This is a genomic window from Anthropogastromicrobium aceti (assembly GCF_020687335.1).
In the GTDB taxonomy this organism is placed as follows: Bacteria; Bacillota; Clostridia; order Lachnospirales; family Lachnospiraceae; genus Anthropogastromicrobium; species Anthropogastromicrobium aceti.
Window position 1 is genome coordinate 73,381 of record NZ_JAJEQN010000013.1, and the last position, 9,258, is coordinate 82,638.

Consider the following 9,258-nt stretch of genomic DNA (forward strand, 5'->3'; position numbering starts at 1 on the left):
CCTCACTTCCTGTATTTTTGTTTTTGCTTTTGTACAGGTTTTAGGGGCAAACTCCTTTGTTTTATAGCTGCTGTAGCCATCATAGCTATAGCTTTGGTCAACACCTTTCATAAATATTTTTTTGTTATTAATCTTATCTGTCAATGCAGCTTTTAGGAGCATTTTGATTTCCACATCTTTAATTGGACTTACCTTCATCGCTGTCAAATACTCTTCTTTATCAACTAAACTCCAGTCAATAACCTTTCCAAGCTCTTTTTTTAATATTTGATCCAGCCAGATACGAATGCTTCGTCCATTTCCTTTCTGAAAAGGATGTGCAATATTCATCTCCACATATTTTTCTACAATCTCATCAAATGTGGACTGTGGCATCTTCTCGATGCTTTCAAGTGCCGCATCCAAATACATAGCAGGTACAAATCGTAAATTCCCTTTTGCAAAATTCACTGTTCGTGTCTGACCGGCAAACTCATAAATATCACTAAAAAGATGTTTATGAATGGTCTGCAGTGCACCGTAGCTGCCAGGCTCTAGTGTATCCAATAGTTTGTTTTTGAACAGCTCTGCCGCCTTTTTCTTACTGAACCTCTCTTCCTCTTTTGCCAGCTCAGTGAAATACGTGATTTCCAACTCGTTTTTCTCGTTCTGCCGTTCATTTATTTCTTCATTATAATCCCCACTGTCTGATTCATCAAGCGACACAATGCCAAGCTGATATCCAAGTGGTGCCAATAGTTTATTCATGGAGCGAATCGTCGGCATCAATTTTCCATTTTCACAGCGGTTAATTGCGATTCTTGACAATCCAGTAATGCGCTCTAATTCTGATTGAGTCATTTTTTGACTTTTTCTCAAGTAGCTGTAATATGCCAGTAATCGCTTTGCCTGTGCTTCTGACTGCTGCTCTATTCCTGACTGCTGTTCTATTTGAATATTGTTCTCATTCATCATTAATTCCTCCTAACTTTATTGTATATTATAATATACATCATGTCAAGGCATTTTTTAAATTCTTACACATTTTTTTCTATAGCTCATAGGCGAAAGCTTCATCTGTTTTTTAAAAACATTACTAAAATAAAATACTTCATCGAAGCCTAGTCTTTCGCTAATCTGCGTGACAGTTAAGTCTGTCTGCTGCAGCAGTCTCGCTGCTCGTTCCATGCGCATTTGACAATGATATTTCTGAAGTGTCATTCCTGTTTCTTTCTTAAATACATCATTCAAATGCTTATATGACAATCCCATATATGTCTCAATGTCAACTGAAGAAAATTTCTCTTCACAATGTTTTTGCAGATACGCAATCATCTGATCTGTTCTTTGTCTGCTTAGGGCTACTTTTCTGTCTGATTCACTATCATGGTACAGATTCAATAAAAGGCTGCAAAGCATTGTGTTTTGCAATAATCTTTCCAGTGGATTTCGCTTTTCAAATAAATCACAAATTTCCTGCATCTGAGCTATATTTGAATAAGATTCCAGTTTCATCTTCTTTGGCAATTGATAAAAAAAGCTATGATTTTCCTTGTTTAAACTGCGGGCATATGTAAAACTTTCAAAAGGATCAAATCTTGTCTGTGCCGTAATTTCCGGAAGATAAAAGTGAAAATAGTACCAGCTTGTCATAGGTGGATTTCTCTTCGTTCCATAATGATGACAACCATGTTTAAGAAATAATAATTCTCCTGGCAAAATACAATATTCCTGATCATCCTCAACAACCTGCACTGATCCACTCACAACGTAAATAAGCACATCAAAATCTAATACACGATTAGGATGCACAAAACCATCTTCACTTTTAAAAAAAGCACATTCCCTAAGCAATGGCATTTCATCTGCTGCCAAAAGCAGCTGTTTTTTTTGTAACTCGCTTTCCATATATTATTCCTTTCATACTATGATGTTTGATACCGGATTGCTACGTGCTTTGCACTCCCCAATCTTCAAATATATTCGCGAAACACAATTTTATATGCGATTATTTTATAAAAAATACCGAATAAATTTCATTTTATTTATTTCATTTCCGATTATACTATAAGTAAATAAAAACGTAAAGGCATTTGCCAGAAAGGATATTATAATTATAATGAAACAATTATCAGGACTTGATGTCACACTACAGGATCAATTATTACTTAACAAAGAGCAGCAAAATATGGACTATCTGATGGAGCTAGAAAGCGATGCTCTGCTGCAAAATTTTACGCAAGAGGCTGGCCGTTATCAAAATTTTGGAAACAAAAAACTTAAGCATGGCGGCTGGGAAGATCCCTCCTGTCAGCTGCGTGGTCACTTTCTTGGTCACTGGCTGAGCGCGGCTGCCATTCACTATGATGAAACTGGCAATCAGGCTCTGCTTGGCAAAGCAAATGAAATTGTTCATGAGCTTCGTCTTTGTCAGCTTGACAATGGCGGCGAATGGGCTGCTTCTATTCCAGAAAAATATTTTCATTGGATTGCTATCAAAAAGCAAGTTTGGGCTCCTCACTATAACGTACACAAAACCTTTATGGGACTTCTTGACATGTATCTATATGCAAAAAATGAGGAAGCCCTCACCATTGCAATTGATTTCTCCAAATGGTTCCTTCGCTACACAGACAATCGTACAAGAGAACAGCTCGATGACATTCTTGATTTTGAAACTGGTGGAATGCTTGAAATATGGGCTCGGCTTTATGATATTACAAAAGATAGCATGTATCTAACCTTAATTGAGCGTTATGACCGTCATCGCCTATTTGATCCTCTTTTAGCTGGAGAAGACGTACTAACAAATATGCATGCCAATACAACTATTCCAGAAATCATCGGCTGTGCCGCCGTTTATGAAGCAACTAAAATTACACGTTATCGTGATATTGTGCTTGCTTACTGGAAATGTGCTGTTACAGATCGTGGTTATTTCGTTACCGGCGGTCAGACAAATGGTGAGATTTGGACACCAAAGCATCGCCAGGCATCACGCCTTGGAGAACGAAATCAAGAGCACTGTAGTGTATACAATATGATTCGTCTTGCAAACATTCTTTTTACCTGGACTGGCGATGTTTCCTATCTGAATTATATTGAAAAAAATCTGTACAATGGCATCCTTGCGCAAGCCTATTGGAAGGAGGATCTTCCAAATGGTCAGATATCTTCTTATCCATCAGAAGGTCTTCTTACATATTTTCTTCCAATGCGCGCTGGATCACGCAAGGGATGGGCTTCCAAAACACAAGACTTCTTCTGCTGTCACGGCTCTGTCGTACAGGCAAATGCTGCCCATAACCAGTATCTGTACTATCAGGATGGTACAAATTTATATGCTGCTCAATATTTCGACTCCACTGCACGCTTTTCAATTGGCAACACAAATGTTACTTTAATTCAAAAGCAAGATAGCTTAAGCGGAAGCTTCCACATTTCAAGTACAAGCTCTGCTGAACAAGCAATTCATGAAAACACACAGCGTTATCCAATTCAGCCAGACTGTATGGCAATTTGCATGCGCATTGAAATGGATTCCCCTTGCGCTGATTTTTCATTAAAACTTCGCATTCCAGATTGGGCATGTGCACGCACCGATTCCTACGCCGGAAATCCAGCCGTATTTCAGGATGTCTGCTTTGAACTTAACGGCAAACAGATGCCTGTTGATGCAAAAGACGGATTTCTTACCATTCAACGCAACTGGCAAAATGGTGATGAACTTCGCCTTATTCTTCCTCTTTGCATCACTGCAGTCGCTGCAGACGATGATCCAGATCTTGTTGCATTTCGTTTTGGACCAATCGCACTTGCCGGCCTTTGCAGTGAAGAGCGCTCGCTTCACACACACGGTCATGAGCTTCAAACACTTTTGCTTCATGATAATGAACGTGAATGGGGAAACTGGAAACGCACATTCCGCACACGCTATCAGGAAACAGGTATTCGTTTCATCCCTATCTACGACATTGGATATGAACCTTATCAAGTCTATTTTCCGGTAATTCGCGATTAATAGAACCAAAAACCTGCTAGCAAAAAACTAGCAGGCTTTTTTATTTTATACGAGAAGTGAAAACTGATATAATATTCTGGAAATTTCTGCATTTACTGCATCAATTCCATCCTTCGTTGTATACCAGTTTTCTTTTGTAATATTTCCAATCACCGATGGACTGACAAATATTTTCGCTTCTGGAAAAGATTTTTGATAATACATAAGACTTCTTCTTGCATGTACATTGCGGCAGCACAAAATAGCCTTTTGTATCACTAGTTTATTTTGATCTGTGACAATTCTTGAGTTTTTGGCATTCTCCCATGTGAAGGTTGCCTGATCCTCTTTTAAAATTGCTGATTCATCCACGCCATTTTGAACAAGAACATCTTTTAAAAATTCCCATTCTGTCTTGTACTCCTTGTTATAGCGATCTGCCCGGTCCAAAACACCTGCAAAGTGTCCGACTAGTGTACTGTATTTTCCGCTTGGCAAAATATATGGTGCATAACCTTGTCTGTATAATGCTGCCGCACGCTCAGCATTTTGCGGATATGCATTTCCTGGAATCAATATTATATCAGCCTTTTGCAGCATATCTTCTGCAAAAATGTATTTTGTAATTTCTTCTCTAAAGGACAAAAAATCCATTATGCTTCCTCTTTCTTAATTACCTTATTTTTCTGTAACAACGTCTGCGTCCCTTTACACCAACAATAGCAATCAGAGAACTGATCAAAAGAAACATTGGATAGTACAGTCTTGGCATAACCTGAAAAGCAGAAATCTGACTGCCTAGCTCATTGACTGCTGAAATAGCAACAAGCATCTGTGCACCATATGGTATTACACCCTGAAAAATGCAGGAAAACGTATCCAAAATGGAAGCTGCCTTTCTTGGTGTAATTCCATATTCAACTGCCATTTCCTTTGCAATTGGATTAGCCATTACAATTGCAACTGTATTATTGGCCGTTGCAATATCCATAGCACCAACTAAAAGTCCCATTCCAAGCTGACCGCCTCTTCTTCCTCTAAATGCCTTTCTAATAATTCCTAAAAGTGCCTCGAATCCGCCATATTCTCTTATCAGCGCACACATTGCCGCCACCAGAATCGCAACCATACATGTTTCAAACATTCCAGAAACACCATTTCCCATACGTATGAGCATTTCCACAGGCTCCACATAGCCGCCAATCAGCATAATCAATGCACCCGATCCAATTCCAATAAGCAAAACTAAAAATACATTAATTCCAACCACACCGCCTATCAATACAAGCACATATGGTATAACCTGAATTAAATTATATGGCTGGCTCACATGTCCCTTGATTGTTGTCTGGAATGACAAGATTAAAATCACAATCAGCGTTGCTGCTGCCGCTGGCATTGCAATTCCAAAATTTTCTCTAAATTTATCCTTCATCTTACATCCCTGACCATTGCACGCAGCAATCGTTGTGTCTGAAATAAAGGACAAATTGTCGCCAAACATGGCTCCTCCCATAACAGATCCAACACAAAACGGCAAATCAAAACCTGATGCCTTAGAGACAGCCGCTGCAATTGGAACAAGAAGCGTAATTGTACCTACTGATGTTCCCATGGCAACTGATACAAAACAAGCTACTACAAATAAAACAGCTACTGAAAAGCGCGCCGGAATCAATGACAGCATACAATAGGCAACACTTTCTGCACTGCTTCTTCCTACAATTCCTACGAAAGATCCTGCTGATAAGAAAATCAAAAGCATCGTAATGATATTCTTATCGCCAACTCCCTGTGCCATTATTTCAAGCTTCTGATCAAAGTGTAGCTTCGGATTTTGCAGACAGGCCGTAAGAATTGCCGCCAAAAATGCTACCACAATTGGTACATTATCAAATCCCATTGGAATTTTCATCACATATTCAAATAAAATTCCTAGTCCAAGATATAAAACCAAAAACACCCCTATAGGGAGCAGCGCAATATAATTTAATTTCTTCATTTTTATTATTCCCCTATTTTTATTCTAAAATCACCAGTTCTTTTGCTGTCATTTTACAGATTTCTCTTAGTGTCGTCACTTTTAGTCAAGCGATGACGCAGTGCCCAGATACAGCTTGGAATCAATACAAGATCTGCACCTGTCCATGCAAGAACCTCTGCATAGAAAATGCCCTCTGCCTCAAGCCATAATGGAAGAAGAAGCACACACCCAGTTCTCATTGCAAACTCTGCTACACCAGACAGCATAGGACTTACTGTATCACCTAATCCCTGCAGAGTAGAACGCAATACATACAAAACATAAAGAATTGGCAGGCATACGCTCATAATAGAAAGATAATGATATGCAATCGCAAGTGTCTGTGAAATTTCTTCTTCTGTACCTGAAATAAACAACGAAAGCAATGGTTTTCCCAAAAGAATCAAAATGGCGCCTAACACTGTCGAGGTAATAAGTGCAATAATTACACCTGCCTTTAAACCTTCACGAATGCGTTTAGGCTGATTTGCGCCAAGATTTTGTCCTGTGTAAGTAACCATGGCAAAGCCATATGAAGTGGCCGCTATTTCTAATACTCCATATAATTTATTCGTTGCCGTAAATCCTGCAATAAAAATAACACCAAACGAATTAATCAAGCGCTGTACAATCATAGATCCAATGGCAATAATAAAATTTTGGAAAGCCATCGGAAGACCAAGAAGCATAAGCTTGCCTGACAATTCAACTTCCAAGCGCAAATCTTTCCTGCGCGGATGTAAGAGCGTAAGCTTTCTTATTGTGAAAAAACAATATACTACTGAAATAAACTGAGCAATAAGTGTCGCTTCTGCTGCCCCTGCAATGCCCCATCCAAACACACATACAAAAAGCAAATCTAATACAATATTGCTGGCTGCAGCAATGGCTGTTGCAATAAGAGGTGTCTTACTGTCTCCAATTGCGCGCAGCATAGATGCCAATAAATTATATGCAACAACAATGGGAATACCAGCAAATAAAATACGAAGATATAAAATCGTATCTGGCTTAATATCCTCTGGGGTTTGTAAAATAGCAAGTACTGGACGAACAGCTGCCTGAAATACTATAGTAAGCAAAACTGCAAGCAAGGCTGACAGCACAATACTGTGTCCAACTGCCTGATGAAGCCCATCTTCATCTTTCGCTCCAAACTGCTGTGCCATGCGAATGGAAAATCCCTGTGTCAATCCCTGTATACTTCCAAGGCTCATCCAGCCTAGAGACTCTGCAGCGCCAAGTGCTGCCAATGCAGAAACACCAAGCGTCTGACCTACAATCATTGTATCAACTACTGTATAAAGCTGCTGAAAAACGTTGCCAAACATCAAAGGAAGAGAAAACAAAAACAGTAGTTTCATTGGTTTTCCCTTGGTCATATCTGTAGCATTCATTGTTCAAAACCTAAAATAGATCATATTCCTTTCTTTTTCATTACGTGCACTTTAAAATTAATATTTTTGTTCTTCCTGTATGAAGATCTCTGCCATACGCTCACGAAGATGCAAAATATAATCTGCCAAGTGAGGATAATGCTCAAAATCAAACGGTTCCTCAGCATTCTCCATGATCAGTGCAACAACACGTTCTCTGCCAACCACCGATTCTAATGTAGTAAGTGCATTTAAATCATCAAGAGCCTCTCGCTGCACCTGTGCACGAATAGATGACATCGGTTTTTCATCTGGACCTGGATAAACCAAAAATGCATCACCAGATGGAAACGCATAACTTGCATGTGTGTTAAAAAATGGATCAATATGAGAAATCGAATACTGCGAATTATAGAAATTAAAGCCCCAGTGTAAAAATCCCTTAATTCCATGAAGATACATCAATACTCCCATAATACGATTTCGCCAGCTTGGCATTGCAAAAAAGCGATTCGGTACTGTAACAGACTGCCCACAGCAATAATACACCCATGGTTGCGGCACCTTATTCTTTAAAAAGACACTTATATGATTGCTTGACACAATCGGATGCTGAACAATTCCTTTTTCATAGAAAGAATACTCGCTAAGTGCATCAACTACCTGCCATCCCTTCAGGCTTTCCTTTACACTCTCTCGTGCCGCCTTATAGCTTTCCAGGCAATCCATTCCTGGTTCATCTGAGATATGGAAAAAAACATGATCTCTATCATATCCAAACTCAATCAATTTACTTTGAAGCTCTGGTAAAAACTGCTTTAAGAAACTCTGATACGATGAATCTAGTGCTGGTGTATGCCATCCGAACTTTTTTATGTTCTTTCCATCTACTGTTACAACAATCTTTGGTGCTGCTTTCGCACCCCACTGTGTAAACAAATGCGGTATTTCAAGATACTTTATTCCATTTCTTAGGCAAAGATCACACCAACGTTTTAATCTTGACCAATCAAACTTGTAAGATCCATCTGCATCCTGCACAATATCTATAAGCTGCACTGTTGTACGCTCCCCACCTACTGCAGTATCAAGAGGCGGTGTAAAAATAGGTGTCAGCAGCATATTGATTCCAAGCTCTTTTCCTGCAAGCGCAATCTGTGCTTCCATTATCTCCCAATGCTTTTCTGAAAATACAGGAATATGATAATAATCCGCCAGACAGTCTGCATGAAACCATTCAGTGTGAATAAGTGTCTGTTCTGAAAGCACTTTGTCCAACACATTTAAATTCACTGTCAATATCTGATAAGGTTCTTTTTCATCCTTTCCATATATTAAAATATCAACCTGATATGTACCAGGTACAATTGCAGATGTATCTAAAAAATCAATCCATAGTGAACGTGTCTGTCCAGGAATCAAACGAACAAAATTTGTTTCGCGCGGACATAAAAGATCAGGAAATAATCCTGGCTGACTCTTTAAATACCACTCGTCCGTCTGCTCATAACATGGAAAAGCGCTAGGTACAAGCTCCACATCGCGCACACGCACAGGTGACGGGCTGCCCTTTATCTCATAAGTAAAGCCTTCTGCAAAACGTTTCCTATCGCCATCGTAATTACTGCTGCTTCCATATACAAGCAAAAATGCCGGAAGCTCTCCTTTAAAAATTGAAATTGTGTGCTGATCATTTTTCTTCACGCATTCCGTATCTGGAAATATTTTTTCCAAACTGCTTGCCAAGTAAAAATATGCCTCTTTATTCCCTGTCATTATCTTCTTCTCCCAATTATCACTGTGTGATCGAGTAGGAGGCGGCTTTTGCCGCCGACCTCTCACACCACCGTGCATACCGTTCGGTACACGGCGGTTCAGTT

At 39.3% G+C, this 9,258-nt stretch carries 6 protein-coding genes and 2 pseudogenes; 1 reads left to right on the plus strand and 7 read right to left on the minus strand.

All coding sequences use genetic code 11. The features are described 5' to 3' along the window. Positions 1–51 precede the first annotated feature (51 nt). The 3 genes and pseudogenes from fic to LKD48_RS06940 form a co-directional block, all read right to left on the minus strand. Positions 52–663, minus strand: a pseudogene (gene fic / locus LKD48_RS06930) (protein adenylyltransferase Fic); the annotation flags it as partial. Between the two features lie 60 nt (positions 664–723). After that, positions 724–954 (minus strand): annotated as a pseudogene (locus LKD48_RS06935) (helix-turn-helix domain-containing protein); the annotation flags it as partial. A 54-nt stretch (positions 955–1,008) separates the two neighbouring features. Next, entirely contained in the window at positions 1,009–1,887 is an 879-nt protein-coding gene (locus tag LKD48_RS06940) for an AraC family transcriptional regulator (protein ID WP_308731575.1), read from the minus strand. A gap of 211 nt (positions 1,888–2,098) precedes the next feature. Between LKD48_RS06940 and LKD48_RS06945 the strand changes: the two genes are divergently transcribed. Further along, positions 2,099–4,000, plus strand: coding sequence for a beta-L-arabinofuranosidase domain-containing protein (locus LKD48_RS06945; protein ID WP_308731576.1), 1,902 nt, complete (start codon positions 2,099–2,101; stop codon positions 3,998–4,000). 45 nt (positions 4,001–4,045) lie between these two features. On the opposite strand, the gene LKD48_RS06950 is transcribed toward LKD48_RS06945, so the two are convergent. The 4 genes from LKD48_RS06950 to LKD48_RS06965 form a co-directional block, all read right to left on the minus strand. Continuing rightward, a complete protein-coding gene (locus LKD48_RS06950; protein WP_308731577.1) occupies positions 4,046–4,633 on the minus strand; it encodes a YdcF family protein in 588 nt (195 codons plus the stop codon). A 19-nt stretch (positions 4,634–4,652) separates the two neighbouring features. Continuing rightward, positions 4,653–5,981, minus strand: coding sequence for a Na+/H+ antiporter NhaC family protein (locus tag LKD48_RS06955; protein WP_066561941.1), 1,329 nt, complete (start codon positions 5,979–5,981; stop codon positions 4,653–4,655). Between the two features lie 53 nt (positions 5,982–6,034). Further along, on the minus strand, positions 6,035–7,366 hold the full coding sequence (locus tag LKD48_RS06960) for an MATE family efflux transporter (protein ID WP_227101530.1): 1,332 nt from the start codon (positions 7,364–7,366) through the stop codon (positions 6,035–6,037). 90 nt (positions 7,367–7,456) lie between these two features. Beyond that, the coding region (locus LKD48_RS06965) for a DUF4091 domain-containing protein (protein WP_308731578.1) at positions 7,457–9,258 on the minus strand (1,802 nt) is incomplete at its 5' end.

Bases quoted from the DNA above. Each gene is read 5' to 3' on its own strand.
- LKD48_RS06945 (WP_308731576.1), top strand. From the start codon at position 2,099: ATGAAACAATTATCAGGACTTGATGTCACACTACAGGATCAATTATTA.
- LKD48_RS06955 (WP_066561941.1), bottom strand. From the start codon at position 5,981: ATGAAGAAATTAAATTATATTGCGCTGCTCCCTATAGGGGTGTTTTTG.
- LKD48_RS06960 (WP_227101530.1), bottom strand. From the start codon at position 7,366: ATGAAACTACTGTTTTTGTTTTCTCTTCCTTTGATGTTTGGCAACGTT.
- LKD48_RS06950 (WP_308731577.1), bottom strand. From the start codon at position 4,633: ATGGATTTTTTGTCCTTTAGAGAAGAAATTACAAAATACATTTTTGCA.
- LKD48_RS06940 (WP_308731575.1), bottom strand. From the start codon at position 1,887: ATGGAAAGCGAGTTACAAAAAAAACAGCTGCTTTTGGCAGCAGATGAA.